Raw genomic sequence first — 25287 nt, forward strand, 5'->3', positions numbered from 1 at the left:
TAACCCCCCTTAAAAAGGGGGGAAATTTCTTCAAGTCCCCCTTTTTAAGGGGGATTTAGGGGGATCAGATGATTTGTGTGTACACCGTAGCCACAGTGTAAACACAAGTTAAATTACCCCCCTTAGAAAGGGCTACGGTGTACACACAAGTCTTATAAAGTTGTCTAACAGTGTTTCGATCCCCCCTAACCCCCCTTAAAAAGGGGGGAAATTTCTTCAAGTCCCCCTTTTTAAGGGGGATTTAGGGGGATCAGATGATTTGTCTGTACACCGTAGCCTTCCCGCGTCGGGAAGGGGGTTAGAGGGTTAGGTTTTTGGTGGACTTTTCCACATAACATGAAAAGTCAGGATATGGAAGAGGAGGCTGGGGATTTCTCTTCGCTTCTCACAATCTCTGCGTCTTCTTGAACGGCGTTCTGTTCATTAAATTTTCTCATTTCCATTGGTGTTAAGCCTTTGAGTACGGTAAACCGTATTTGCTTGTTAGTTCCCAAAGATTAATTTAATTGTTAAGTTTAGTTACATAAATAAAAAAATGCTACGACATTGCTAAACAGGAGAAATTATGAAAATAGGTAGTATCCTTAAGGATCTAAGACAAATTGAACAACTTTGCAATGCAACCTGGACATTGCATCACACAAGTCAAACTCTCTCAGAAATAAAACTTATTTAACATTGTTTAACATTGCGATGAAAGCTACAGATCAATTGGTGCATTTTTTAGAAGAAGAGTTGGGTATTTCTGGTGGAGCAATTTCTCTGGCTTTGCGACATTGTGAGCAGACCCCCAACTTCCTGGCTATGACCCTCTGGCAATATGGATTGGTAACACTGGATCAGTTAGCTCAAATTTTTGATTGGTTGGAAACAGTATAAGCTGCTTCAATTATATGGACTTAAAAAGAGACTCTACTATAAAGTTACATTCTCAACAGTTTTCATTCTTAAGGATTGGTAACAACATCTATGGCAATTAAAGAACAACCTAAATCACCTCGGTTTCGGATTATTGCTAATATCTTACTGGCAGTATCAGGAATATTCCTGCTCTTAAATCTATTTTTGCCTGGTTTATTTGCTTCTGGCCCTACTGGTGTTCCTTACAGCCTATTTATTCATCAAGTACAAGAAGGGGAAGTTAATCGCGTTTCTGTTGGTCAAAACCAGATTCTCTACGAACTAAAAACAGAAAATGGCGAGCCGGGCCCGGTGTTTGCAACTACACCAATTTTTGATTTAGAGTTACCCAAACTGCTAGAAGAAAAGGGAGTTGAGTTCGCTGCTACACCTCCACCCAAAAATACTTGGTTTACAACCCTCTTAAGTTGGGTGATTCCACCACTGATTTTTATTGGTATTTGGCAATTCTTTCTGTCACGTGGTGGCGGCGGTGGTCCTCAAGGTGCGCTTTCCATTGGTAAGAGCAAAGCTAAGGTTTACGTTGAAGGCGAATCAGCTAAAATCACCTTTGCAGATGTGGCTGGCGTAGAAGAAGCAAAAACTGAGTTAGTAGAAATTGTAGATTTCCTCAAGACTCCAGCACGGTTTACGCAAATTGGCGCGAGAATTCCTAAAGGTGTGTTGTTAGTTGGCCCTCCTGGTACTGGTAAGACACTTTTAGCGAAAGCCGTAGCAGGAGAAGCAGGTGTTCCATTCTTCAGCATCTCTGGTTCCGAGTTTGTAGAATTGTTTGTCGGCGTGGGTTCTTCCAGAGTGCGGGACTTGTTTGAGCAGGCAAAGAAACAGGCTCCTTGTATTATATTCATTGATGAATTAGATGCGATCGGTAAGTCTCGTAGCAGTAACGGCTTCTACGGTGGTAACGATGAGCGAGAACAGACTCTCAACCAGTTACTAACGGAGATGGACGGGTTTGCGGCTGGTGATGCAACGGTGATTGTCCTAGCAGCGACCAACCGCCCTGAAAGCCTTGACTCTGCATTGCTGCGTCCAGGTCGCTTTGACCGCCAAGTGTTGGTAGACCGTCCCGATTTATCTGGTCGGGAAGCAATTCTCAAGATTCACGCTCAAAAGGTAAAATTAGGAGATGATGTAAATTTAAAAGCGATCGCTACTCGTACTCCTGGTTTTGCTGGCGCAGATTTAGCAAACTTGGTAAATGAAGCCGCATTATTAGCAGCTCGTAATCTGCGTGAAAGTGTTGCTCAAGAAGACTTCGCCGAAGCAATTGAACGGGTAGTCGCCGGCTTAGAGAAAAAGAGTCGCGTCATGAACGAGACTGAGAAAAAGATTGTTGCATACCATGAAGTTGGTCACGCAATGGTCGGGGCGCTAACCACAGGAAACGGTCGGGTAGAAAAGATTTCGATTATTCCCCGTGGGATGGCTGCCTTGGGCTACACTCTGCAATTACCAACTGAAGACCGCTTTTTGATGAATGAAGAGGAATTGCGGGGTCAGATTGCAACTCTGTTAGGTGGACGTTCCGCCGAAGAGATTGTGTTTAACAGTATTACAACAGGTGCTTCCAACGATTTGCAACGAGCAACTGACTTGGCAGAACGGATGGTAACATCTTATGGTATGAGCAAAGTCTTAGGGCCATTAGCTTACCAACAAGGACAACAATCGATGTTTTTGGGTAATGGCGGGGCTAATCCTCGGCGGGCGGTGAGTGAAGACACATCAAAAGCTATTGATAGCGAAGTCAAGGAAATCGTGGAAACAGCCCACGAACAAGCCCTAGAGATTCTTAGACAGAATCGAGACTTGCTAGAAGCGATCGCTACTCAACTCTTAGAAACAGAAGTCATTGAAGGCGAAAAACTGCACGATTTGTTGAGTCAAGTTAAACCCGTAGGTAATTCGTAATTCATACATGGAGGGACGCAGAAGATAACTTTGCGTCCCTCTGCGTTAAACCTCTGCGTTCCTCTGCGTTTCAAAAATGCCACTTACCGCAATGCAAACACCAGCAACCAAAAATGCCAATGCACCTCCAACTGCACCAACAAAAGGTGTTATTGCTTGTAACTTGGGAAAGATGACACCAAACAAACTCATTGCTAAAGCGAATCCACCAAAATACGTCCCAATTCCTAATCCCGCCCACCGAGGAGGTACTAGTCCTAGAGCAAAAGGAATTGCGCCATTGACAATTAAACTAAAGCTAGCAACGATTAATAGAATTATCGGGATTTGTGCGCCCACAGATATCATTATTACTAACGAAGGAATGATTGCACAGATCCCACAAAGCATGGCTTGACGATTACCAATTTTGACGGCGAAGATTCCTGCTGGTATGCTGGCAATTGCGATCGCTAATCCGATCCACACCATAAGCACATCAATATTATCAGTATTCAGTTGGGTCTTGAGTACTTTACCCAAAACATCAAAGAGAAATCTAATACCCCACGCTACACCAAAACCAGTTACTAAAATCAAAGCCAATTTTTGTAACGGCAACTTTACTACTTCTATTTGGTGTCTATCCACTACTGCTTCTGGAGGATTGACTAATCGCAACACAGCCGCCGCCCCTAGCATGACGAAAGAACCGATCGCAAAAGTATAAACTGGCCCTAAGCTCAGGATAAACTTGTAGCTTATCGGTCTAAAAGCCCCAATTACACCACCTGCCAAAGTTATAACACTTACTGCTAAAGGTAACTGGGCTGGTGTAGAATACATCCCCAGGAGGCACATCGCTGGAGAACGAAATATTGTCATTGCTAATGCCCAGGCTACCAATGCTATAGGTAAGAGTGATCGCATTACAGTAGTAGGTGGAATCAAACTCACAACGCATGGTATGGCAATAAACAAAGCCGATGCCAAAATCATACCTACTGAGATGAAGGGAAATCGAGTCCCTACCCAGCGTCTAGCTTGGTCTGAAAGTCCACCCATCAATGGTTCTAGCACCGCACCAAAGGCATTTTCGACTAATACCAAAGCAACTGCCAGCGAGGCGGGAAAACCAAACTGAGTCAAAAGTTGTGGCAAATATATATTATAAATTAACCAGGTGAGAGTAATTGCTCCCTGCACTACTGCTAACACCCAAACTTGCACCCATAAAATATTGAGATGAGATTTTGAGGTAGTCAAGTCGCTTCGCTCCAATTAAAAATTAAAAATTATTAATTAAAAATTCCAAAACGCTCTCTACGTTCGCGGAGCGTGTCGCAGACAGACGCTGCGGGTAGTTTGCTTCTCCATTAGCGCAGCGTCCCGTAGGGAAGGAGTACGTGGACTCGCTAACACTGCGTTATATATTATTGTTGGCTTTGTACCAAAATTAATTAATTAAAAACTATTCTTTTTCTTAATTTTTAACTTTTAATTCCAAAAAAGCGATCAAGAGATAAGGGAATGGAAGACTTAAAGCGCAAACTAGCTCTGCTCATGGTGTAAAAGAGAACGGAGGCAAAGCAGTATTTCTCCTGCCTCTTGCCTCCTGCCTCTCTTATTAATATTCTGGAACTGAAGGATCGATTTCTCGACTCCAAGCGGTAATTCCGCCTTTGACATTTGTCCCGACAATCCCAGCTTCCTTAAGGATGGCGAGGGCTTTTGCTGATCGCCCGCCCATCTTACAATGAGCAATTAAGCGGTGTCCGTTCAATATTTCCTTTACCTTCGCAACGCCATTGCCATTTTCAATGTCTGGTAAGGGTACTAACACTGAACCAGGAATCTTGGCAATATCGTACTCATTGGGGTTGCGGACATCCAGTAGTACAAAATCCTTTGCACCGCTATCCAGCAATTCCTTCAAATCCTTAACAGTCATTTCTTGACTTTCCAACTGCTGTTTTGCCTCCTCTGCCTTAGCTTGTGGAATCCCGCAGAATTCTTCGTAGTCTACCAGCTTTTCAATCACTGGGCGAATCGGGTTAGGACGCAGTTTCAACTCCCGAAATTTCATATCTAAGGCGTTGTATAGCAGCAATCGTCCACTTAGAGTATTACCTTGTCCCAGAATGATTTTGACAGTTTCGGTTGCTTGGATTAAACCGATAATTCCTGGCAAAATACCGAGTACGCCACCTTCGGCACAAGAGGGAACCATTCCTGGTGGTGGTGGTTCTGGGAAAAGGTCACGATAATTTGGCCCACCTTGGTAGTTAAATACAGTGGCTTGCCCTTCAAAGCGTAAAATTGAACCGTAGACGTTGGGCTTATTCAGCAATACGCAAGCATCGTTAACTAGATATCTAGTGGGGAAGTTATCAGTCCCATCTACGACGATATCGTAAGGTTCAAGGATTTCCAGAGCATTTTCGGAAGTCAGGCGAGTTTCATATAAATCAACCTGACAATAGGGGTTAATCTCGTGAATGCGGTTTTTTGCCGATTCAATCTTGGGTTTACCCACCCAAGATGTCCCGTGGATGACTTGGCGTTGCAGATTGGAAGTATCAACAACATCGAAATCGACAATCCCAATGCGTCCAATACCCGCCGCCGCCAGATATAAAAGTAGTGGTGAACCTAGTCCACCTGTACCGATACACTGTACACTGGCGGCTTTCAGGCGTTTCTGTCCTTCTAGTCCTACTTCCGGTAAAATCAGGTGTCGGGAGTAGCGTTCGTAATCGTCTTTGGTCAACTGGATTTCGTCCAGATTGGGATTGAGCATAGCAGTTATGATCTGGGAGAGCGGAATATTAATCCTATCGAAAAACTGTATCTCTTATGGAGATAGGGAGTGGGGAAGATGAATTTTCTATCCGTGTTGGCGGCTAAAACCGCTACGAGTGACTGTCTTTGAACTAAGCCAGTTATTTTAAATTTTCAATTGTCTCTGCTTGGAATTGATGACGATCGTCAAGGCTCCAGCTTTTAAGTTCTCCAGCTTTACCGTTTTGGACGGTAACTATTATATACGAGTATCCTTGCCAAGCATATAAGCGATCGCATTCTGAAGGGATAGCAGGATGATCTGGGTGGGAATGAAAAATGCCGACGATGTTCAGTGAGCGATTACGTGCTTCCTTTTGGGTTTTTAGCATAACTTCGGGTGCAATCGCATATTGCCGTCTTTTACTCTCTGCTGTGCGTTCCCCTGAAAACTCAGCACCCGCTTCTGTATTCCAGGCATTTTCTGTTGGCATGACTTCTACTACAATTTTGCCCTCACTAGCCAAATAGCCTAAGATTATACCGCAACACTCCTCTGGATAGGTGCTTTCGGCATGGGCGCGGATAGTTTGCAAGTGTTCTGGGCTAAGTCTGATCATCTCTGCGTTTATAATTTTTTAGTTGCTAGCTAGGGATTCTTGTTTGAATACAATACCTCACTAAGCTAACGCGCTACATATTGTATTTTCCGTGTAGACCGTCATTAGTCATTAGTCATTAGTCATTAGTCATTAGTCATTTGTGTTTACCAAGGACAAAGGACAACCTCACCAGTTGATGTGCAATCTTATTTGCGTAACAGATTAGTTACTGGTTTTGTTTTGAAAAGAGCGATCGCTCTTTTCAATATTAAGTATTTTTTATCAGGATTCGGGATGTTGGTGCTGCTTTGTGCATATTCTTAGACAATCAAAATGTAAAGAATATACTTTTTAAGTACTCTTGACGAACTCTGCGATCTCTATACGATTCCCACCGGGATCGCGGAGGAAAAACCGCACGCATCCTGGTAGTGGTCGTTGATCGGGAATAATTTCTACTCCATATTCTTTTAGGTGTTTCTCAAAGGTGTTCAAGTCATCGACTTGGAAACAAAAATGTCTTCTAGATACTTGGTTATTGGCGTTTTTCTCTCTACTAACGTGCAATTCAATGTTTCCCACCTGATACCAGGCTCCTGAATCGTTTTTGACCGCATCAGGTCTGGGAATTTCAGTCAATCCCAAAATTCTGCTGTAGAAAGATAGCATTGCATCTTCTACCTCTTGAGGATAAGTTGCCTGAATATGATGAACTGCTTTGAGCGCCATTTTCATTCTCCTGTTGGGATATCTCAGAATTTAGGGGACAGAAAAAAGTTATTCCCTATTCCCGTAAGCTATTTCCTTCTTAAATAAGGACTTGCCTCAATACTGCTCGGGTTTTGCATTTTTAACTCGGAATTGGGTTTGGGGAAAAGGTTAAAGGTTAAAGGGTAAAGGTTAAAGGTTTTTTCTTTTCCCTTTTCCTCAAAACCCGACAAGTATTGGGACTTGCCTTTGGACATTGTTTGTGAAATACTACTCTATAAACTACGGTAAATCGGTAAAGTTTAAGTATTTTTGTACAAAACTTACCACAAAACATTTCGTTCTCAAAGTAATTACAGGCTAATCCCTAAGATGACAAACACAGAAATTCGCACCACTCAAGTTAAAGTTCCTAACGGGGATTTGCAAATTGATGCTTACTTAGCTGAACCTGCACAAAAGGGAAGCTTCCCAGCCGTTATTGTGATTCAGGAAATTTTTGGGGTTAACATTCACATTCGAGAAGTTGCTGAGAAATTTGCCAAAGAAGGCTATGTTGCGATCGCACCGACTTTATTTCAACGCACCGCTCCCGGTTTTGAGGGTGGATATACCCCTGAATATGTCCAGCAAGGAAGAGGGTATAAGGAACAGACAACAGCCGAGGAAATATTGAGTGATATTAAGGCTGCGATCGCCTATCTAAAAACCTTACCAAATGTGCAAGGAGATGCGATCGGCTCCATTGGTTTCTGCTTTGGTGGTCACGTAGTTTATCTAGCTGCCACTTTACCAGATATTAAAGTTACAGCTTCCTTCTATGGTGGCGGTATTCCCAACTCAACTCCCGGTGGTGGAGAACCAACCATCACCCGCACTCCTGATATCAAAGGCCCCATTTACGCCTTCTTTGGCCTTGACGATCAGGGAATCCCCTTAGAACAAACGGAACAGATTGAGGCTGAATTGAAGAAAAATCAGATTCCTCATGCTATATTTCGCTATTCTGGTGCAGGACATGGCTTTTTCTGCAACCATCGCCCTAGCTACAATGCCGAAGCTGCTGCCGATGCTTGGAAAAACGTTCAAGAACTTTTCCAAAAGAACCTTCAGCTTCAAAAAGTCTAAATCTTTGGGTTAAGAGTAATGTAATGTTTGACGGTTTATGTGGTGTTCGCCTAACAATCTAAATAAAAAGGCTTATAAAAGGCTTTACCACACAAAACCGCCCCTCTTCGAATCGGAGAGAAATTTGAACTTTAGTTCGAGTCTAGAAGAGTTTCATTGAACTTACATTAAGAGCAATACGCAGTAGAGGCGAACAGATGCCATAGGTGTTTAGTCTCGTTTCAGAATGCCCAACCAATGAGGAGTATTTCTAGCCTCTGGCTGGAAATGAAGTTTTAAAAGGGTTGGCATTTAAGTTGACACCAATGTACAGATGTTACCCTACTGAACATCGGTAACTATTAGCAAAATAAAAACAAAGTATCACGTCCATGATTACCGCCTTCAAACAGTCACGAGTTAATATTTGTCAGCGTTTTTCACTATTACTATTACCTGGATTATTAACAATCTCAACCACCTTAATTAGTTGTTCAGTCACAACCCCAAATGTAGGGAATGAAACCACTGGCTTTAAAACTAAAACTGTCCGTATGGGATATCAAAGCTCTGGGGATCTGGTCAGACTTAAAGGATTGATAGAAAAGCGTTTACAGCCTTTAGGTGTCTCCGTCGAATGGGCGCAATTTGCCGCAGGGCCGCAACTGATGGAAGCAATGAATGTAGGTAGGGTTGATATTGGTTCTGTAGGCGAAACCCCACCGATATTTGCCCAAGCTGCTGGTACATCTTTAGTATATGTTGCTAGTAATAAACCCAGCACAGGTAAAGGAAGTGGAATTATCGTCCAAAATAATTCGTCAATTCGCACTTTAGCTGATCTCAAAGGTAAGAAAGTAGTTTTTCAAAAAGGTTCTGCTTCCCATTACTTATTAATAAAAGCTTTAGAAGAGGCTGGTTTGAAATATAGTGATATTCAAGCCATTAGCCTCCCTCCTTCAGAAGCCCGTGATGCTTTTATTCAAGGAAAAATAGATGCCTGGGTAACTTGGGACCCTTATTTAGCTGTAGCACAAAAAAAGGCAAATGCTCGGGTTTTGAGAGATGCTAGTGGCATTTCTACTCAGGGCGGATATTACATGGCTGCGCGAAAATTTGCCACAGAAAACCCGAAATTAGTACGATTGGTTCTTGAAGAGGTAGATAACACAGGTCAATGGGGTGAAAAAAACCGAGCAGAAGTTGTAAAGCTGACTATTCCCCATCTCAAAATTGATGAAGATATTTTAGCAACAATGATTGGAAGGCGAGCTTATGGCTTAAGACCCATTACGCCAGAAATCATGGAAAATCAACAGAAAATTGCAGATTTGTTTGCCACAGAAAAAGTGATTCCTAAACCAATCAATATCAAGGAAGCGATGCTGAGTAGCGAACAATATGCAGCCATCACACCAGAAACCATTAGTCAGAAATAGTGCCAAGAACGTCAGTTAAATCAGTTTAGCAAAGTTGCTAATCCTGTTAACTGACGATTTTCCGGCTAATGGCCTCTCCAATCTCCATTAATATCTCTTCCTCTTTGGAAGTGAATTCATAAGAAACCGACTTGGCAATACCCAAGGTTCCATACAATCTGCCATTTAGCATAAGTGGCACTGTGATGGAGCCTTTTACCTTAGTTTCTTTTGCTGAGGGTTTGGCCACCCCCTGTTCGTCAGTTTGCAGGTTGCAAATCTGTACGGGTTGCTTACGTTCGGCGGCGACACCAGCCATCCCTTTGCCGATAGGAATTACCGTCATTTTAGGCAACAGAAATTCTGGAATGCTTTGGTAAGCCTTTAGGTGCAATAACTGGCTTTCCCAATCTAGGGTATGGATAGTACCTGTAGAGCAGTCGAAAACGGTCAGGATTTCGACCAACAAACGATTCCAGTCGATGGCAGATTCCTCATCAGCCAGGGTATCAAAAATGGGTTTGATATCTGAAGTCATAAGTTTTATAGACTCTTTCCCGCACAATTCCTGAATTAAATCTGGAATTGAACCTCAAGTAGCGGCAAATGTCAAGCGATCATTCCCTTTTGAACGTTATCTGTGCCACTGCGAACCTCATGTATGCGTTCCTCGCCAGGATTTTCTGGGATAAATCCACCTGCTTGCATTTTCCATAACCTGTGATAAGCACCGCCAAGTGCCAGTAGTTTAGCGTGGGAACCATCTTCAATAATGCGACCTTTATCGAACACCAAAATCCGGTCTAGATGGACGATGGTAGATAGTCGATGAGCCACCACAATGACCGTTTTCCCATTCATTGCTAAGTCGAGGGTATCTTGGATCGCTTTTTCGGTGATTGAATCGAGGCTAGAGGTGGCTTCATCTAAAATCAGGATCGGCGCGTCTTTGAGAATTACTCGTGCGATCGCAATACGTTGTCTCTGTCCTCCAGATAACTTGACACCACGTTCACCCACCAGAGAATTATAACCATCCTGACTTTGGATGATGAAATCGTGAGCATTAGCCTTTCGCGCCGCCTCGAACACTTCCTCATCGGTTGCATCTAAGCGTCCGTAACGAATATTTTCTAGCAAAGTGCGATGGAACAGAGATGGATCTTGGGGAATCAAGCTGATTTGAGCGTGTAGGGCATCCTGAGTCATGTCTCGAATATCGACCCCATCAATAATAATCTGTCCAGATTGGGGGTCGAATAAACGCAGAATTAGATTGACAAAGCTGGATTTTCCCGAACCAGAGAAACCTACCAATCCGATACGCTGTCCCGCTTGGATGGTGACAGAAAGGTTGTTGAAAACTTTCTTTTCATCAGAGTAATTGAAATTCACCCGGCGAAACTCAATCTTACCTTGGGTAATTGGGTGTGCGATCGCGCGATCGCGATCAACCAACTCGTGGGGTTGAACGATGGTAAAGACACCATTGGCAACATTGCCGATATGTTCAAAAAATTCCAGAAAGCGGCGGCTCAAATTCCGGGCTTCAATGATGATCAATAGCGACAGGCTAGTTGCGACGACGAAATCAGCAGTAGCGATCTTCCCTTGACTCCAGAGAAAGAGCGAGTAATACAGGGTGCTGATTTTCAGAATGGCTGCCGAGATGAACTGAAACCAGCGAATTCGCTCCGAATACCAGTTGGACTTTCTCACCTGTTTGAGTTCGCGGCTTAATTGCTCATTCAAATAACGTCGTTCAAAACCCAAACGAGCAAACAATCGGCTACTGGTAAGATTTGTTACTGTATCTACAATGATGCCAGTTGTCTCACTTCTTGCGGCTGCGGCTTTCCGAGAGTAAATTCGGCAGCGAGTTGCCAGCCAGAACGAAATAGTGATGAAAAGAACTGCCCACACGCCCACGAGTGCAGCCAGGGGAGGATAAGCGCGATACAGTAACATCGTGGCAACAATATACACAACAATTACTGCCATAAATTCAGTAATTAACATTTGCATCGTCTGAGTAACACCCAGAGAAGTTTCGCTAATCCGATGTGCTAATGCCCCGGAAAAACTGCTGCTCATATAGCGATGCGAATGGTGTTGCAAGTAGGCATATAGCGATCGCACAATATGTTGTCGGTGGATTGGATGGAGGATAGTTTGCAAGAGTCCAGCCGAACGCCCGAATATTACTTCACCCACACTCAAGGCGATGAACAGCATCAGGGGTTGCCTCATGGCATCAAAAATGGGCTGGCTGTCGCCCGTTGATTTCGTCACACCTCGGATGATCTCACCAATGGCATAAGGCAACATAACGCCACAGGTTGCGTGTACCATCTCCAGGCTCACCATTAACACATACCACCAGCGAAACTGGTTAACGAAATACAAAATGAACCTGAATGGAGTTGATGGTAGGTTTGGTGCATCAGCAGCACGTTGAAAGGGTTTGAATTGTCTGGTCTTTTTCGTCATGAAGGTCGATCCACTAGCATCATTTTGGCTGTTCTGCAAGATAAAAATGGACGACTATATAAGCCGTCCGGTGGTATTAAGGACTTCTGGCAGCACTGTTTAAAAACTTTTGCTGTTTGGTTGTAGCTGACTTACTTACTCGTTTAATTAATAAACTTTTGGACATTAAATTTGCACATTAGCTAGAAAAAAAGTTTTTTTTGGGACGGATATTTTGCCCATTCACTATTATGAAAATTACAAGCTCGATGTGTGTCTTTTAGCAATACTTATAGTAGCTATCAGATAAGTTAAGACATAAATGAATGATAAAAACTACCAAAAGAATTTCAAGCTTGCTCCCTACTGTACATCACTAGATCATAATTTCTGGTGGGGTAATTGCAGTATAGATATCAGGCGGAAGTAACGCATCTTGAATGTTGATTTTCTTTGGTATTACACCCTCATCAAAAAATAAATCCGCTACACGTTGTTGTTCTTTTATCAGCGTAGGGCTAAGTCCTCTACGTCCTACAAAAGTGCGACGAGACATCGCTATTTCTACCACATCTGGATCGAGCTTTTGTTCAGAAATCATCAATTTGGCAACTTCACCTCGATTTGCCTCTGCCCACTTATCGAGCTTATTAAGCTCCTCAATGATAATTTTTAGCAAACCAAGGTTTTCTTCGGCAAACTTTCTGTCAGCAATATAGTAAGCACCAGGAGAATCTAGCCCAACAGAATCTTTGAGGACTCGAATTCGACCCATCTTTTGGGCGATCGCATAGTGGGGATCTCCTGTCATCCAAACGGGAATTTTACCTTCGAGGAAAGCAGCCCGTGCCTCGATTGTGGGAAGACTTCTGATTTTAATATCTTTGAGAGTCAAGCCGATTGATTGCAAGGCTCTGATAATAAAGTAATGCGATGCCGAGCCTTTTTGAAAGTAAACTTCTTGACCCTTAATATCCTCAAACTTCTGAAGGGGAGATTCCGGTGGAACGGCAATAACACTACTTGTCCCTGTCCTTTGGTTTCTTTGTGTACCGACTACATAAACAAGTTCTGACCCAGCCACTTGTGCAAAAATTGGTGGTGTTTCTCCCACAGATCCCACATCAACTTTTTTTGCAGCCATCCCTTCCATAAGTTGGGGCCCTTGGACAAATTGTGCCCATTCCACCTTAATCCCCAACGGTTCCAAGCGTTTCTCTAAAACTTTCCGATTTCTGAAGAGATCCCCCGCACTTTGATATCCCATGCGGAGAACTTTCGTTTTTATTCCAAGGGAAGTTTCACTGGCATTAGTACTGTTTAGCAAAGAAGACTGTTCGCTTTGATCGCTACAACTCCCTAACAGATATGCCATAGAAAAGCCGCATAGCCCTGAAGTAGCGAAATGGAGAAAACGACGGCGTTTAATGCTAGCTATTTTATCCATGAGATATTTCTGATTTGAAGGAATTTTGGTTGTCATTTCCAAAAACTCTGGGCGTTAATATGCTTAAATCTTCCAGTTTGCAAGCGACTAATACCAATTCGTAATTATGAAAATCAGTTAAAACTAACGAAGAGAATCTCCCCTTCGGTATTCGGCGGTTAAGTCATCTAACTTTTGTTTCAAACTGTCGTCGAGTTTTACTTCCACTGCCTTGAGGTTGTCAGCAAGTTGTTGTGGGCGACTAGCGCCGATGATGGGGGCAGTAATAATGGGATTAGATAAAACCCAAGCTACTGCTAGGGTGGTGAGTGACAATCCGGCGAGATCCGCGACTGTGCGTAATTCCTCTACAGTATCGAACTCGCGATCGTGCCAATAGCGTTCTTGATAACGTTCTGCGGCAGCACCTAACGTAAAACGTGTACCGGAAGTGGGGCCTTGAGCGAGAATATGTTTCCCCGTGAGCAGACCACCCGCCAAGGGATTGTAGGAAATTACACCCAGTCCTTCTTCTTTGGCTAGGGGCAATAGTTCTCGCTCAATTTCGCGGAACAACAGGTTGTAGCGGGGCTGAATTGAGACGAACTTGGTTAGATTGCGCGTTTCGGCGCGACCCAAAGCGCGGGCGAGTCGGTAGGCTAAGAAGTTGGAAACTCCGATGTAGCGTACCTTACCAGCACGAACTACCGCGTCCAGGGCTTCCAGGGTTTCATCGAGGGGGGTGGAAGCATCGTCGGAGTGCAATTGGTACAGGTCGATATAGTCGGTTCCCAAACGTCGTAGGGAAGCATCGATCGCATCTAAAATATGTTTGCGCGAAGCACCCTGATCCCAAGGTGCAGGGCCAACCCGGCCGACGCACTTGGTAGCTAAGATAAAATGTTCGCGTTTGCCTTTGAGCCAGCGCCCAACGATTTCTTCGGTACGCCCAGCAGTGGCAAGCCCGCCGCCAAGTGGATAAACATCAGCTGTATCCAAAAAGTTAATTCCGCCATCGGCTGCGGTGTCGAGAATGTCCCTAGAAGTTTCTTCGTCAGTCTGCAATCCAAAGGTCATGGTGCCGAGACAAAGGCGGGAAACAATTAATCCAGTTTTTCCAAGATTGGTGGTTGCTAAAGTCATGGGAATGGAGAATGGGGAATTGGGAATTGGGAATGGGGAATGGGGAAGGAAGGGAAGAAGAACTATTTATTGAGCAATGCCCAATTCCCACTTTCATATAGCTTGTGCCAAAATTAAATCAAACTTGAGAGCAAAAGCGAAGTGGGGTTTGTAGCTGTGTCAAGAAAGCAAAACTATGCAACCAATTCGTCAAGGTGATGTAATTTTACTGCCTGTGCAGCAAATTGAAGGACAAAAAATACCTCACTTAACTTTGGCAGAAGGCGAAGTTACAGGGCATAAGCATCGCATTACTGAGGGAAACGCAGAATTATACGAAAAAGATAGCACACTCTATTTGCGTGTGTTTTCAGAGTCGGCATTACTTACCCATGAGGAGCATAAAGCTATTTCTATTCCCCAAGGTGACTGGATGGTGAAAATTCAGCGGGAATACGAGCCTGAAGGTTGGCGATATGTCGCTGATTGAAAATTTAACGCCTGAGCAAGAGGCTTTGATTCCAGTTTATCGGGAAAAGTGGAGAGCGATCGCGCTTTCAACTGAGCGGATTGATCGTGCAAAAGCCTCTGAAGCCTTAAAAGTTGCTTATGCTGCCTTTGGCTTTGAAGTACCTGAGATTATTTTTTGTGCTAGTCCCTATGCTGCTTTCAGTCAGATATTTCTGGATAAAAGTGACGAATTAAGACGAAAATTTGATTTTTCAAATATTATTAAATTAGATAAATTATTTAGAATTAGAATAAAAAAGCAACAACAATCTTATCAGCCCCCACCAGAAATTCTAGGAAAACAAATAAATTTTTATAATAACTTAATAAATTCGCCAATATTTCAGGGGATAGCAGATATTACAACATACGATTGTCTTTATTGGAAACTAGATAGCGATGGTTGGGATGATGGATATAGACTATTCTATGGATGTCTCATGTCCGAATTGCTTATCAAAATTAATGAAGAATTACTAAATAAACCCTGGAGACAAGTAGAAAATCGTATTGGACAGCAATTATGGGTTTCTCTAAAAAAACGTTTAGAATCTTATATAGAGAACATTTATTTTCAATGCTGGCAACCAAATAGAAGAACGATAGAGGCTAGTGTACATGATTTTTATTTTAGGGCTTTAAATTTTGATTATGATGTCAAAAGATTCCAGTCCTATCAATCATTAATTACAGAATGTGGCTGGATTTTTGCTTTTGAAAAAGTAGCAATTATCTGCGATCGTCCCCTTCACCTACGCTTCGACAATGAAAATCGCCTCCACGCTGAAGGCGAACCCGCCATTGAATTTACTGATGGATATAGCCTCTACTCCCACCACGGTGTAACTTTACCTGAAAAATACGGTAAGATTCACCCGCAGCAATGGCAAGCTGAATGGCTTTTGAGAGAGGAAAACGCCGAACTACGCCGAGTGTTAATTCAGGGTATTGGTTACACTAGAATCTGCCAAGAACTACAAGCTATTGAATTAGATACTTGGGCTGAATATACACTATTAAAAATTGATGCCGATGTTGATGAAGAACCAATTTATTTATTAAAAATGACTTGCCCTAGCACAAGCTTTATTCATGCCTTGCGAGTTCCACCAAATATAAACTCAGCGCGTGAAGCGATTCGCTGGGTAAATTGGGGAATAGATCAAGAAGAATTTGCTGTGCAAACCTGAGTTTATCTAGCCCAGTATTTTTATTGGGTATTATTTTTGAGATTAAACACAAAATAAAAGACGCAAAAAATAAATTTGCGTCTTCTTTGGAGTTTTAAAAATTAGAAACTGAATGTGGTTCTCAGTGCGCCAATCACAACATCATCGTTGTTATCATTATGATCTGGGGATGTTAGCCAGATAACTCCTGGTGTAATAGTGATATTGTCACTCAGCTTATACTGGTAGAACGCCTCAAGATGATAGGATGTATCGGGATCTGTATCTAATCCTGCGATATTAGAACTTGTTAATCTAGGTTCCACACCGGCAATAATACCAGCCAAACTTCCTTCTTTACCGAGGTCAGGGAAGCCGAGGGTAACGGCATAGTTCCAAATATCAACTTCTCCACGGTTTCCAGTCAAGGTACGGCTGTTGGTGTATCCAGCCCAACCACCCAAGACTATCTTATCAGTGATGCCGATGGATGCTTGGACACCATAAGAATTACTGGAAAATCGGGAATCTAACGTACCATTGTCATCTATATCTAAGGGCGCAAGAGTTGCTGCATTGCTACCTGTGAGTAGTGGCTGGTTGTAAGAATTAATGTAAGTTAAACCAATAGTAATGCGATCGCTTGGTTTAACTGTCAACTGTGCCAACGCACCGTAAGATCCATTAAACAAACCATTATTGGGTGTAGGGTCATTAGCTGTACCACTCAAATACCCTAAACTCAGTGCCAATTTATCACTGAACTCGTGCGTTACTCCCAACCCCGCACCATTCATTTGGCCATAAATTGGGTTGCGTGTACCAAAGGTGGATAAAGCACCAAAAGCACCATCACCATCAAAGAGATTAACAGTACTGGTAATATCATCTGCTGCACCTGCGTTAGCGATCGCAACAACTTCTGTTTTTTCACCCAAGGGAAATCTGTAGAGGAGTGCATCTATCGCAGCATTAGTAGTACCATCCTCGCCAGCAAAGAATAAGTTACCCTCTGGCGTACCAATATTAGGGCTGAGAATATTATTAGCCTGGATTCTGGTGAACAGCGTATCTTTCCCTGTGAAGCTGGTCACAAGTTCTATCCGCGCCCTAACCCCTAAAGTTGTATTTTCGTCTGTAATTTCTGCACCGTTAACTGTATTTCCTGACAAAACATCGCTAACGACAGCAACAACTTGTCCTTGCAGTTTGGTTGTGGTTGAGAACTGATTCGCCTCCAATTCAGCAGTTTTAGCTTCTACTGCATCTACACGACCTCGGAGTGTCGCCAGTTCTGCTGAAAAATCTTCTTGCAGCTTTTGTAATGTTGCTAAATCTTGTTTGTTAACTAAATCGCCTGTGGCTGTAGCAATAAGTTCGTTAACGCGATCGAGACAAGCATTCAAACCAGCAGCAAACTCATATCGCGTTAATGCGCGATTACCGCGATAAGTACTATTTGGGTATCCTGCAATACAGCCATAGCGCTCAACCAACGACTGCAATGCTTGGAATGCCCAGTCAGTAGGTTGTACATCAGAAAATTGAGATACGGAAGTAACTTGCCCTGTTATCTGAGTGTTTGTGTCTGGACTAGTTAAAACTTGCGGTTGATTGATTTCAGACGTAGCGGATGTTTCACCTGCAAATGCAGCAGTATTCACAAATAGCATTGCACAGCAGACTGCTGGACTAACTAGCAGATATTTACAGAAATTTTGCATTTTTCTCCTCACACTGATCTTCAATTCACACCCAAAGCACGTTTTTTTAACGTGTATTTCATGCAAATATTTGTCAGTAATATTATCAGAAATAGACAACCTTTTTAACAAAAAAAGTCAAGAAATCCTAATTATTCAAGGAAAACTAAATTGCAGAGGACTGTACCATCTGACAAAGTTTTGTTGTTACTCATTACACAGGAAACTGAGAATGATATTATGTATTGGGAATGAGAATGAGAATTATTATGGCCTAAAATTTAGAATAAGTCTTATAGACTTGCATCCATTTTGAGGAGGAAAACACCGTGATGCTCAATGGCAAAGGGCTGATCATAGGAAGACAAAGAAGCGGCATCTTGTCCATAATGACTCTACTAATGTTGTCGATGATTGCTGGCTGTGGACAATCGAATCCGAATCAGGGAACAATACCTGAACAGTCACCGCAAGCACAGGCGACTGCATCTACCCCAGTAGCGCAGTTAGGAAAAACTAAAGTTGTGACGACATTTTTGCCGATATATTTGTTTACTAAGGCAGTAGCTGGGAATGTCGCAGATGTAGAAATTCTAGTGCCGCCTGGTACGGAGGTACATGAATACCAAGCGACACCAGAAAATGTCAAAGCGATCGCAACTGCGAATGTGTTAGTAAAAAATGGTTTAGGTTTAGAGGAGTTTCTGGAAAATACTGTTAAAAATGCCGAAAATACCAAACTAGCTGAAATTGATGCCAGCAAAGGTATTAAACCCTTAAATGAAATTTCACCCGTTGTAAAAACAGCGAAGGAGAAAGAAGACCACGAACACGCCCAAGGTAATCCTCATGTTTGGTTAGATCCAGTTTTGGCAAAACAACAGGTAACTAATATTAGGGATGGATTAATTGCTGCTGACCCGGCAAATAAAGCTACTTATGAAGCAAATGCTGCGGCTTATATTAAAGAATTAGAAAGTTTAAATAATGAATTTCAACAGACTTTACAAAAAACTCCTAGTTGCACCTTTATTACCTTTCATGATGCGTTTCCCTATTTAGCCAAACGCTATAACCTCAAGCAAGTTGCTGTGGTGCAAATTCCCGAAGATCAACTTTCACCAACTGATGTGCAAAATGCCGTCAATGCTGTTAAAAAGTACAAAGTTAAAGCTTTATTTAGTGAACCAGGAGTAGATAATAAACTCCTAAGTAGCCTCTCAAAAGACTTGAAATTAACTTTGCGTTCTCTGGATTCACTGGAAACTGGCGAAACAGATCCGCAGCATTATTTCAAGGCAATGAAAGCTAACTTACAAATTTTGGAAACTTCGTGTAAATAGGTTTGTCATTTGTCCTTTGTCATCTGTCCTTTGTAAAAACTAATGACCAATGACTAATGACTAATGACCAATGACTAATGACTAATGACTAATGACTAAGAACCAATGACTAATGATATTGCTATTTTAAAAGTAGAAGGATTAACTGTCTATCAAGGTAGTTATTTAGCTGTTCGAGATGTTTCTTTTGAATTGTTGCCAGGAACAGATACAGCTATTGTTGGCCCCAATGGTGCTGGTAAAAGTACCTTAGTAAAAGCGGTTTTAGATTTGATACCTCGAAGTGCTGGTACGATTGAAATTTTCGGTCGCCCAATTGCAAGGTTGGGGCGTTTGCGTCATTTATTGGGCTATATGCCGCAAAATTTCATCTTTGACCGCAGCTTTCCTATTTCTGTTAGCGAATTGGTGGGACTGGGATGGGCAAAGGAAAGAAAAAAGGGAGATTTATTTTTCTCCAAGCTGTGGAAACAAGATAGAGAAAAATCGGCAGCAGTAGTAGAAGCTTTACGGCGAACCGATGCTTATCATTTACAGCATCAAGCTATTGGTACTCTTAGTGGTGGTCAACTCAAGCGGGTTTTATTAGCTTATTGTTTGGTAATGCCTCGGAAACTGTTGGTACTCGATGAAGCCTTTGCTGGTGTTGATGTGCAAGGTTCAGCAGATTTTTACGCTTTGCTAAATGAATTAAAGCGAGAGGAGGGTTGGACGGTATTACAAGTTTCCCATGATATTGATATGGTAAATCGCCATTGCGATCGCGTGCTTTGCCTGAACCAAAGCATTGTTTGTACTGGTCAACCGGAAATTGCCCTTTCACCGCAAAACCTGTTAGCAACATACGGCCCAGGTTTCAGCCGTTACCAGCACCAACATTAAAGCTTATAAATATGGATTTCTTCAATGATTGTCAGATAGCTTGGCTTGCGATCGCCAGTAGTAATGACTTGGTAAGCTTGTTAACATTCCCCTTCATGCAGCGTGCGATCGTCGGTGCTGTGTTAATGGGAATACTTGGCGGGATGTTGGGTAGTTTTGTCACCTTGCGCCAGTTGTCCTTTTTCAGCCACGCCGTTGGTCATGCAGCATTAGTAGGTGTGGCATTAGGTGTACTACTCCAAATAAATCCGACTTGGATGCTGTTACCTTTTACCTTGGTTTTCGGCGTTATTGTCCTCTATTTCATCGACAAAACCGATTTAGGTAGCGATAGTGTCCTTAGCATAGTGCTATCTGGGGCATTAGCGATCGGTGTGATTCTCACTAGCTTGATTAAAGGATATCGCGGCAACTTGATAGCTGTGCTGTTCGGGGATATTCTAGCGATCGATACCACAGATTTGATTTTGACGCTGTTAGTACTTGTAGGAGGTAGCATATTTTTACTATCAACCTTGCGACAGCAAATTTTATTGACCCTTAACCCTGATGTAGCACAAGTCCAAGGCATTCCCGTCCAATTGTACCGCTATGTATTTGTGGTTTTGCTTTCACTCGCCGTTGCCGTAGCGATTAAAGCTGTCGGCGTTTTACTAGTGAACGCTTTTTTGGTTATTCCCGCCTCTACTGCCAAATTGATGAGTCACCACTTTAGCCGCTTTTTAGTCATATCGGTAATAGTTGGTTCCATCAGCAGCATTGCTGGCATCATTGTCTCTGGTATTTTCAACCTTGCTTCTGGCCCAAGTATTGTTCTTGTACAATTCCTGCTATTTATAGCCGTTTTCATCTGGTTTAAGTTGAATTTGAAAGCTGCATAAATCTTTTTTCTCCAAGGGCTTGCTATATTTTGGGATGTTTGCTACATTGATTAATCGTGGCTCACAAAAGCCCCAGCCGGGATAGCTCAGTTGGTAGAGCAGAGGACTGAAAATCCTCGTGTCACCGGTTCAAGTCCGGTTCCTGGCATCACTTACAGACAAAAACACCTCTGGCATCCTGCTTCCACTCGCAGTAGACTTGCATCCAACATAAATAAATCGTTGGTAGCATTAGTAGCGGTAACACGCGTTATCTCTACCGTTGACGGCAAGACAGAAAAAAGGGTAGGGATTCTCGCTATCCCTACCCTGACGGTAAACGTACACACTGTTAACGGACAATGACGATGGTGAGGAAGAGAGTAACGCTACGCCGTAGAACCGTGCAAGGTTGTATGTATTTGTTTGCAGCAGTGACAACAGTCGTAGCATTACTGGGTGGTTCCCCCGCCCTCGCATACCCCTAGTCTATTGTCGTCCTCCGTTCTCAACAGCGATGATTGTTAACAAAGCATTGGTGCAAAGCACTTTTTCACATCGATTTCTTGCCGATGACTACCTTTTTTATCACCTGCGTCTCGATACCATTCCCTCAATCTTTGCCGGACTGTATTTTCTTTCTCACCCAGTAGTTCTGCTAAAAATACTGCTACTGTTGTTAGACCTGGGGAAAAGCATCATTCCCAGATCCATTACTCCACATTGCCAGTACCTTCGCCTGTGGCTGACTTAAATGTGGTAGCTTTGCGCTAACGATCGCTATCCAGCTGTTTAAACCTGAATACTCGTTCATGACCTGCTTTATGTCACGATGTTTTATTCTATCTTCTACCCTTTTCTAAAAACCTGCCCTTGAAAGGGGGGGATAAGTGAGATGAAAAGAATAACTCCCAACTCCTAACTTTTTACTCTTAACTCTCTATAGCGGTTTGCGATCGCATGGATCATAGATAATTCGTAGGGTAGTATCTGAACTTCTCCTATAATTGCCGTTTCTCTATAAGACGCTAAGTTATACGCTAACGCTAAAATTGCTTACTATAGTTTCCTCTGGGGAATTGACCCTTCAACTCCCTCAACATACCAATCCATCGCCAATTGTCCTCGATCTTCCAACACCTTACCATTTGGGACTCGCACCACCCCTTTTTGGTCTTTCACCGGGCCATCAAAAGGATGTGCAGTACCCTGAATAAACTCATCGCGCTTCGCATTCACTAGTTGTTGTACCTCTACCGGAATCGCCTGATTCATCGGCGAAATATCCACTATTCCTTGACCAATGCCATCCCAAACGTTTTGAGATTTCCAAGTATTACTCATTACAGCTAAGGCTTTATCTGTATAGAACTTGCCCCATTTGTTAATAATTGATGTCAGGTGGGCTTTTTGAGCAAACTTGCTCATATCACTGTTGTAGCCAAAAACATAAATACCTTTTTCCTCAGCTAATTGGATAACAGCGCCAGAGTCGGTATGCTGCGTCAGTACATCTGCACCGGAATTGACCAAAGCAATAGCTGCTTCTCTTTCTTTAGCTGGATCGTACCAACTTTGTACCCAAAGTACCTTAACTTTTGCTTGGGGATTTGTTAAACGCATTCCTTGTGTAAATGCACTAATTCCCCGAATCACCTCTGGAATTGGGTATGCGCCAATAAAACCAACTACATTTGATTTTGTCATTTTGCCAGCAATCATACCGGTTAAGTAACGTGGTTCTTCAAAACGTCCTAGATAAGTGCCGACATTGGCAGCACGTTTGTATCCTGCACAGTGTTCAAAAATAACATCACCAAATTCTTTAGCGACTTTAATTGTTGGGTTCATATACCCAAAAGAAGTGGTAAAAATCAACTTGTTACCATCTAATGCTAGTTGGCGAATTATCTTTTCAGCGTCAGCACCTTCATTGACATTTTCGACAAAGGTAGTTTTTACCTTATCGTTAAGATTGGCTTCCATATCTCTGCGACCTAAATCATGGGCATAAGTCCAACCAAAATTACCCACAGGCCCCACATAAACAAATCCCACCTTGAGAGGTTCATTTACCGCTACAGGCGACGCTGAGGGAGACATCTCACCCAGCAATTTGGAATTTTTGCCTTGAACACAACTCGTTAAAGCAAAACTAGATCCTGCTAAAGTGACATACTTTAGAAAATTCCGACGATCCATATTTTATTGATGGGGTTTAGTTGCTGAAAAATATTTTTCTGATTTCTAGTAACGACAGATACACTCTTGACTTAATTTTAGCTCTTGTTTTTTGCCGTTAACTTACTACCAAAAGAAATCAAATAATGGTTGATATTATACAAAAGCACAATACTTTTTAATGAAAAAAAGGAAATGAGCGAGAAGCATTAATAACCTATGTCTAATGCCCAACTTTACTAATCTGGAGGTTTTTAATGAACTTATTTGAGCTTTTAGCAGGGGAAGATAATCATTCAGCCCTGGTTACACCTGGGGGGCGATCGCTGACTTATAAGCAATTACGCGAGAATATTGTTGAACTCGTATCCCAACTCAACAGCTTTGGATTGACACAGGGAGAACGCATAGCCATTGCCATGACTAACGGTTCACCAATGGCTATTACCTTTTTGGCTGCCGCCCTGTGTGGTACTGCTGCACCCTTAAATCCCAAATACAAACAAGACGAATTTGCCTACTACTACGAAGATACTCAGGCAAATGCACTGATTACCTTGTCTGATGAACCAGAAGCAGCGATCGCCGCCGTCACACCCAATATGATGGTGATTAATGCCAAGGTAAATACTGACGGTACATTGAGCTTTGAATTAGTCAAAACAGGCTCAAAACCAATTGAATCATCAAATCCCGCAGCGCCCAACGCCGACGATCTGGCTATGATTCTCCACACTAGCGGTACTACCAGCCGTCCGAAACGTGTGCCGATTCGTCATCGCAACTTAATCGCCTCAGCCAACAACATCATTGGTGCTTACTCACTCACAGCATCTGATACTACACTTTGCTTAATGCCCCTGTTCCATGTTCACGGATTGGTAGGTTGTTTGCTGTCAACTTTAGCATCAGGCGGCACACTAATTTGCCCTAATGGTTTTAATGCCTTAGAGTTTTGGAAACTAGTAGATACCTACAAACCTACTTGGTACTCCGCAGCGCCAACCATGCACCAGACAATTTTGGCCCGCGCTAGCCGTAACACAGAAATTGTCAAAGCTAACCCCTTTCGTTTCATTCGCTCTAGTAGCGCCTCCTTGCCCCCGATTATTATTGAACAGTTGGAGGCAACTCTCAATGCTCCTGTGGTGGAATCTTACAGCATGACTGAAGCATCCCATTTAATGACCACCAATCCCTTACCGCCAAAAGTGCGGAAACCAGGTAGTGTAGGTTATGGCTTTGGTGTGGATGTCGGCATTATGGACTCCGAAGGCAACCTATTATCTCAGGGAAGCTTGGGCGAGGTGGTGGTAAAAGCGCCTAATGTCATTGATGGTTACGAAAACAACCCAGAAGCGAACGCCACAGCTTTTGTAAACGGTTGGTTCCGTACAGGAGATCAGGGTACTGTGGATGCAGACGGCTATCTCCGCTTAACTGGACGCATTAAAGAATTGATTAATCGGGGTGGGGAAAAAATTTCTCCCTTAGAAGTGGATGATGTTTTGCTTCGCCATCCCGCCGTCGCCGAAGCCTTAGCTTTTGCTGTCCCCCACAAATCTTTAGGTGAAGATATCCACGCTGCTGTTGTCCTCAAGGGAGAAGTTGGCGAAAAAGAACTTTTAGCTCACTGTTCAACTATGTTGGCAGACTTCAAAGTTCCGAAACAAATTCACATTTTGGAACAACTACCTCGTGGTGCTACGGGGAAACTGCAACGGTTAGCTATGGCGAAATTGCTTAACATAGGCTAAATCAGCGATACACTAAGGAAAATTCCTTGAGGAAGCGTCAATGGCACGGTCAAACGGGGTTCAAACTGAAATGTCTGCACAGGAATTGCCTACAATCTCAGATGAAGATACAGTCAAAGTTGAAGATTTGCCGGAACAAGTAGAGGATGTGCAGGATATTGACGACATCTTGAACTCACTCAAAACCTTGCTGAGTAGTCTAGAAAAGCTCCAAAAAGTTCGGCAGGAAGTAGGCGACATCAAACCGTTAATTGGGCGGATGCTTGATGGCGAATTAGTTGCTGGTGAAGAACTTGAGCAACTCAAGTCAGGTGTGAGCAGTCTTTCTCGCCTTGTGCGGGCTTATAATGACCATCAAATAGCGTTGGCTAAAGCCCAACCTGCAAGAAATTTGCTAGATCAAGTCCTTAAAGAGCGTAAAGCTAATTGAAATAA

At 42.8% G+C, this 25287-nt stretch carries 22 protein-coding genes and 1 tRNA gene; 12 read left to right on the top strand and 11 right to left on the bottom strand.

Annotated elements, in window-relative coordinates:
• The first annotated feature begins 693 nt into the window (after window positions 1–693).
• The gene (locus G1O98_RS15375) at window positions 694–879 is read left to right on the top strand and encodes a DUF2949 domain-containing protein (RefSeq protein ID WP_114080862.1); all 186 of its coding nucleotides are present in this window, start codon (window positions 694–696) and stop codon (window positions 877–879) included.
• Between the two features lie 90 nt (window positions 880–969).
• Window positions 970–2835, top strand: a complete 1866-nt coding sequence (gene ftsH4 / locus G1O98_RS15380) for an ATP-dependent zinc metalloprotease FtsH (RefSeq protein WP_163929597.1) — start codon at window positions 970–972, stop codon at window positions 2833–2835.
• A gap of 45 nt (window positions 2836–2880) precedes the next feature.
• Here the strand turns inward: ftsH4 and G1O98_RS15385 are convergent, their stop codons facing one another.
• The 4 genes from G1O98_RS15385 to G1O98_RS15400 all read right to left on the bottom strand — a co-directional run bounded on the left by G1O98_RS15385 (window position 2881) and on the right by G1O98_RS15400 (window position 6926).
• The gene (locus G1O98_RS15385) at window positions 2881–4080 is read right to left on the bottom strand and encodes an SLC45 family MFS transporter (RefSeq protein WP_163929598.1); all 1200 of its coding nucleotides are present in this window, start codon (window positions 4078–4080) and stop codon (window positions 2881–2883) included.
• Between the two features lie 361 nt (window positions 4081–4441).
• Window positions 4442–5614: a molybdopterin-synthase adenylyltransferase MoeB gene (gene moeB / locus G1O98_RS15390; protein ID WP_163929599.1), complete on the bottom strand. Its 1173-nt coding sequence runs from the start codon at window positions 5612–5614 to the stop codon at window positions 4442–4444.
• A 142-nt stretch (window positions 5615–5756) separates the two neighbouring features.
• Window positions 5757–6215: a M67 family metallopeptidase gene (locus G1O98_RS15395; RefSeq protein ID WP_163929600.1), complete on the bottom strand. Its 459-nt coding sequence runs from the start codon at window positions 6213–6215 to the stop codon at window positions 5757–5759.
• 333 nt (window positions 6216–6548) lie between these two features.
• Window positions 6549–6926 carry a VOC family protein gene (locus G1O98_RS15400; RefSeq protein WP_163929601.1) on the bottom strand — a complete coding sequence of 126 codons (378 nt, stop codon included), beginning with the start codon at window positions 6924–6926 and terminating at the stop codon, window positions 6549–6551.
• A gap of 351 nt (window positions 6927–7277) precedes the next feature.
• Between G1O98_RS15400 and G1O98_RS15405 the strand changes: the two genes are divergently transcribed.
• Both G1O98_RS15405 and G1O98_RS15410 read left to right on the top strand, forming a co-directional pair.
• Entirely contained in the window at window positions 7278–8033 is a 756-nt protein-coding gene (locus G1O98_RS15405; RefSeq protein WP_163929602.1) for a dienelactone hydrolase family protein, read from the top strand.
• A 371-nt stretch (window positions 8034–8404) separates the two neighbouring features.
• Complete coding sequence (locus tag G1O98_RS15410; protein ID WP_163929603.1) at window positions 8405–9451, top strand: sulfonate ABC transporter substrate-binding protein; 1047 nt, start codon at window positions 8405–8407, stop codon at window positions 9449–9451.
• Between the two features lie 46 nt (window positions 9452–9497).
• Here G1O98_RS15410 and G1O98_RS15415 read toward each other — a convergent pair whose 3' ends face one another.
• The 4 genes from G1O98_RS15415 to G1O98_RS15430 form a co-directional block, all read right to left on the bottom strand.
• On the bottom strand, window positions 9498–9968 hold the full coding sequence (locus G1O98_RS15415) for a GAF domain-containing protein (protein WP_163929604.1): 471 nt from the start codon (window positions 9966–9968) through the stop codon (window positions 9498–9500).
• Between the two features lie 71 nt (window positions 9969–10039).
• On the bottom strand, window positions 10040–11920 hold the full coding sequence (locus tag G1O98_RS15420; protein WP_163929605.1) for an ABC transporter ATP-binding protein: 1881 nt from the start codon (window positions 11918–11920) through the stop codon (window positions 10040–10042).
• A 355-nt stretch (window positions 11921–12275) separates the two neighbouring features.
• Window positions 12276–13382, bottom strand: a complete 1107-nt coding sequence (locus tag G1O98_RS15425; RefSeq protein ID WP_228058268.1) for an aliphatic sulfonate ABC transporter substrate-binding protein — start codon at window positions 13380–13382, stop codon at window positions 12276–12278.
• 87 nt (window positions 13383–13469) lie between these two features.
• Entirely contained in the window at window positions 13470–14468 is a 999-nt protein-coding gene (locus G1O98_RS15430; RefSeq protein WP_163929606.1) for an aldo/keto reductase, read from the bottom strand.
• Between the two features lie 175 nt (window positions 14469–14643).
• On the opposite strand from G1O98_RS15430, the gene G1O98_RS15435 reads away from it, so the two are divergent.
• Window positions 14644–14937, top strand: coding sequence for a hypothetical protein (locus G1O98_RS15435; protein ID WP_163929607.1), 294 nt, complete (start codon window positions 14644–14646; stop codon window positions 14935–14937).
• The gene (locus G1O98_RS15440; RefSeq protein ID WP_163929608.1) at window positions 14924–16147 is read left to right on the top strand and encodes a DUF6745 domain-containing protein; all 1224 of its coding nucleotides are present in this window, start codon (window positions 14924–14926) and stop codon (window positions 16145–16147) included. The genes G1O98_RS15435 and G1O98_RS15440 overlap by 14 nt, the downstream gene beginning before the upstream one ends.
• 101 nt (window positions 16148–16248) lie before the next feature.
• Here the strand turns inward: G1O98_RS15440 and G1O98_RS15445 are convergent, their stop codons facing one another.
• Window positions 16249–17850: an iron uptake porin gene (locus tag G1O98_RS15445; protein WP_163929609.1), complete on the bottom strand. Its 1602-nt coding sequence runs from the start codon at window positions 17848–17850 to the stop codon at window positions 16249–16251.
• A 311-nt stretch (window positions 17851–18161) separates the two neighbouring features.
• Here G1O98_RS15445 and G1O98_RS15450 point away from each other — a divergent pair, with 311 nt between their 5' ends.
• The 4 genes from G1O98_RS15450 (at window position 18162) to G1O98_RS15465 (ending at window position 21083) form a co-directional block, all read left to right on the top strand.
• Entirely contained in the window at window positions 18162–19172 is a 1011-nt protein-coding gene (locus G1O98_RS15450; protein ID WP_163929625.1) for a metal ABC transporter substrate-binding protein, read from the top strand.
• Window positions 19173–19277: 105 nt separating this feature from the next.
• The gene (locus tag G1O98_RS15455; RefSeq protein ID WP_163929610.1) at window positions 19278–20054 is read left to right on the top strand and encodes a metal ABC transporter ATP-binding protein; all 777 of its coding nucleotides are present in this window, start codon (window positions 19278–19280) and stop codon (window positions 20052–20054) included.
• An 11-nt stretch (window positions 20055–20065) separates the two neighbouring features.
• A complete protein-coding gene (locus G1O98_RS15460) occupies window positions 20066–20935 on the top strand; it encodes a metal ABC transporter permease (protein ID WP_163929611.1) in 870 nt (289 codons plus the stop codon).
• Window positions 20936–21010: 75 nt separating this feature from the next.
• Window positions 21011–21083: transfer RNA gene (locus G1O98_RS15465), tRNA-Phe, on the top strand.
• A gap of 510 nt (window positions 21084–21593) precedes the next feature.
• On the opposite strand, the gene G1O98_RS40720 is transcribed toward G1O98_RS15465, so the two are convergent.
• Together G1O98_RS40720 and G1O98_RS15470 are read right to left on the bottom strand one after the other, a co-directional pair.
• Window positions 21594–21728, bottom strand: coding sequence for a hypothetical protein (locus G1O98_RS40720; RefSeq protein ID WP_275941779.1), 135 nt, complete (start codon window positions 21726–21728; stop codon window positions 21594–21596).
• Window positions 21729–21973: 245 nt separating this feature from the next.
• Complete coding sequence (locus G1O98_RS15470; RefSeq protein ID WP_163929612.1) at window positions 21974–23116, bottom strand: BMP family ABC transporter substrate-binding protein; 1143 nt, start codon at window positions 23114–23116, stop codon at window positions 21974–21976.
• Between the two features lie 236 nt (window positions 23117–23352).
• On the opposite strand from G1O98_RS15470, the gene G1O98_RS15475 reads away from it, so the two are divergent.
• On the top strand, window positions 23353–24852 hold the full coding sequence (locus G1O98_RS15475; protein ID WP_163929613.1) for an acyl--CoA ligase: 1500 nt from the start codon (window positions 23353–23355) through the stop codon (window positions 24850–24852).
• Between the two features lie 40 nt (window positions 24853–24892).
• On the top strand, window positions 24893–25282 hold the full coding sequence (locus G1O98_RS15480) for a hypothetical protein (RefSeq protein WP_012411090.1): 390 nt from the start codon (window positions 24893–24895) through the stop codon (window positions 25280–25282).
• The last annotated feature ends 5 nt before the right edge of the window (window positions 25283–25287 follow it).

The organism is Nostoc sp. UIC 10630, from assembly GCF_010747425.1.
In the GTDB taxonomy this organism is placed as follows: domain Bacteria; phylum Cyanobacteriota; class Cyanobacteriia; order Cyanobacteriales; family Nostocaceae; genus Nostoc.

What these genes read in the sequence shown, in the direction of transcription:
- G1O98_RS15460 (WP_163929611.1), top strand. Translation starts at nt 20,066, where the DNA reads ATGGATTTCTTCAATGATTGTCAGATAGCTTGGCTTGCGATCGCCAGT.
- moeB (WP_163929599.1), bottom strand. Translation starts at nt 5,614, where the DNA reads ATGCTCAATCCCAATCTGGACGAAATCCAGTTGACCAAAGACGATTAC.
- G1O98_RS15450 (WP_163929625.1), top strand. Translation starts at nt 18,162, where the DNA reads ATGCTCAATGGCAAAGGGCTGATCATAGGAAGACAAAGAAGCGGCATC.
- G1O98_RS15395 (WP_163929600.1), bottom strand. Translation starts at nt 6,215, where the DNA reads ATGATCAGACTTAGCCCAGAACACTTGCAAACTATCCGCGCCCATGCC.
- G1O98_RS15445 (WP_163929609.1), bottom strand. Translation starts at nt 17,850, where the DNA reads ATGCAAAATTTCTGTAAATATCTGCTAGTTAGTCCAGCAGTCTGCTGT.
- G1O98_RS15410 (WP_163929603.1), top strand. Translation starts at nt 8,405, where the DNA reads ATGATTACCGCCTTCAAACAGTCACGAGTTAATATTTGTCAGCGTTTT.
- G1O98_RS15455 (WP_163929610.1), top strand. Translation starts at nt 19,278, where the DNA reads ATGACTAATGATATTGCTATTTTAAAAGTAGAAGGATTAACTGTCTAT.
- G1O98_RS15440 (WP_163929608.1), top strand. Translation starts at nt 14,924, where the DNA reads ATGTCGCTGATTGAAAATTTAACGCCTGAGCAAGAGGCTTTGATTCCA.
- G1O98_RS15430 (WP_163929606.1), bottom strand. Translation starts at nt 14,468, where the DNA reads ATGACTTTAGCAACCACCAATCTTGGAAAAACTGGATTAATTGTTTCC.
- G1O98_RS15475 (WP_163929613.1), top strand. Translation starts at nt 23,353, where the DNA reads ATGAACTTATTTGAGCTTTTAGCAGGGGAAGATAATCATTCAGCCCTG.
- G1O98_RS15435 (WP_163929607.1), top strand. Translation starts at nt 14,644, where the DNA reads ATGCAACCAATTCGTCAAGGTGATGTAATTTTACTGCCTGTGCAGCAA.
- G1O98_RS40720 (WP_275941779.1), bottom strand. Translation starts at nt 21,728, where the DNA reads ATGAACGAGTATTCAGGTTTAAACAGCTGGATAGCGATCGTTAGCGCA.
- G1O98_RS15420 (WP_163929605.1), bottom strand. Translation starts at nt 11,920, where the DNA reads ATGACGAAAAAGACCAGACAATTCAAACCCTTTCAACGTGCTGCTGAT.
- G1O98_RS15375 (WP_114080862.1), top strand. Translation starts at nt 694, where the DNA reads ATGAAAGCTACAGATCAATTGGTGCATTTTTTAGAAGAAGAGTTGGGT.
- G1O98_RS15425 (WP_228058268.1), bottom strand. Translation starts at nt 13,382, where the DNA reads ATGACAACCAAAATTCCTTCAAATCAGAAATATCTCATGGATAAAATA.
- ftsH4 (WP_163929597.1), top strand. Translation starts at nt 970, where the DNA reads ATGGCAATTAAAGAACAACCTAAATCACCTCGGTTTCGGATTATTGCT.
- G1O98_RS15480 (WP_012411090.1), top strand. Translation starts at nt 24,893, where the DNA reads ATGGCACGGTCAAACGGGGTTCAAACTGAAATGTCTGCACAGGAATTG.
- G1O98_RS15470 (WP_163929612.1), bottom strand. Translation starts at nt 23,116, where the DNA reads ATGGATCGTCGGAATTTTCTAAAGTATGTCACTTTAGCAGGATCTAGT.
- G1O98_RS15405 (WP_163929602.1), top strand. Translation starts at nt 7,278, where the DNA reads ATGACAAACACAGAAATTCGCACCACTCAAGTTAAAGTTCCTAACGGG.
- G1O98_RS15415 (WP_163929604.1), bottom strand. Translation starts at nt 9,968, where the DNA reads ATGACTTCAGATATCAAACCCATTTTTGATACCCTGGCTGATGAGGAA.
- G1O98_RS15400 (WP_163929601.1), bottom strand. Translation starts at nt 6,926, where the DNA reads ATGGCGCTCAAAGCAGTTCATCATATTCAGGCAACTTATCCTCAAGAG.